The sequence below is a fragment of the Kitasatospora sp. NPDC022856 genome (genome assembly GCF_055561235.1).
On record NZ_JBVHHE010000138.1, the window covers coordinates 1 to 1,394 of the forward strand.

Genomic DNA, 1,394 nt, shown 5'->3' on the forward strand with positions numbered 1-1,394 from the left:
CTGAGACCTGATGCCGAGCCGATTGTGGTGAAGTGGATGATCCTATGCTGTCGAGAAAAGCCTCTAGCGAGTTTCATGGCGGCCCGTACCCCAAACCGACTCAGGTGGTCAGGTAGAGAATACCGAGGCGTTCGGGTGAACTATGGTTAAGGAACTCGGCAAAATGCCCCCGTAACTTCGGGAGAAGGGGGGCCATTCCTGGTGATGAGTCTTGCACTCTGAGCTGGGGGTGGCCGCAGAGACCAGCGAGAAGCGACTGTTTACTAAAAACACAGGTCCGTGCGAAGCCGTAAGGCGATGTATACGGACTGACGCCTGCCCGGTGCTGGAACGTTAAGGGGACCGGTTAGCTTGGATTCGTCCGGGCGAAGCTGAGAACTTAAGCGCCAGTAAACGGCGGTGGTAACTATAACCATCCTAAGGTAGCGAAATTCCTTGTCGGGTAAGTTCCGACCTGCACGAATGGCGTAACGACTTCTCGACTGTCTCAACCATAGGCCCGGTGAAATTGCATTACGAGTAAAGATGCTCGTTTCGCGCAGCAGGACGGAAAGACCCCGGGACCTTTACTATAGCTTGATATTGGTGTTCGGTTCGGCTTGTGTAGGATAGGTGGGAGACTTTGAAGCAGCAACGCCAGTTGTTGTGGAGTCGTCGTTGAAATACCACTCTGGTCGTGCTGGATGTCTAACCTGGGTCCGTGATCCGGATCAGGGACAGTGTCTGGTGGGTAGTTTAACTGGGGCGGTTGCCTCCTAAAGAGTAACGGAGGCGCCCAAAGGTTCCCTCAGCCTGGTTGGCAATCAGGTGTTGAGTGTAAGTGCACAAGGGAGCTTGACTGTGAGACTGACGGGTCGAGCAGGGACGAAAGTCGGGACTAGTGATCCGGCGGTGGCTTGTGGAAGCGCCGTCGCTCAACGGATAAAAGGTACCCCGGGGATAACAGGCTGATCTTCCCCAAGAGTCCATATCGACGGGATGGTTTGGCACCTCGATGTCGGCTCGTCGCATCCTGGGGCTGGAGTAGGTCCCAAGGGTTGGGCTGTTCGCCCATTAAAGCGGTACGCGAGCTGGGTTTAGAACGTCGTGAGACAGTTCGGTCCCTATCCGCTGTGCGCGTAGGAGTGTTGAGAAGGGCTGTCCCTAGTACGAGAGGACCGGGACGGACGAACCTCTGGTGTGCCAGTTGTCCTGCCAAGGGCATGGCTGGTTGGCTACGTTCGGGAGGGATAACCGCTGAAAGCATCTAAGCGGGAAGCCTGCTTCGAGATGAGCACTCCCACCTCCTTGAGAGGGTAAGGCTCCCAGTAGACGACTGGGTTGATAGGCCGGATATGGAAGCCTCGTAAGGGGTGGAGTTGACCGGTACTAATAGGCCGAGGGCTTGTCCTCAG

At 56.0% G+C, this 1,394-nt stretch carries 1 rRNA gene; it reads left to right on the forward strand.

Going from position 1 to position 1,394, the window contains the following annotated elements:
- Positions 1-1,392, forward strand: a 23S ribosomal RNA gene (locus tag ACZ34W_RS38685); the annotation flags it as partial.
- Between the last annotated feature and the right edge of the window lie 2 nt (positions 1,393-1,394).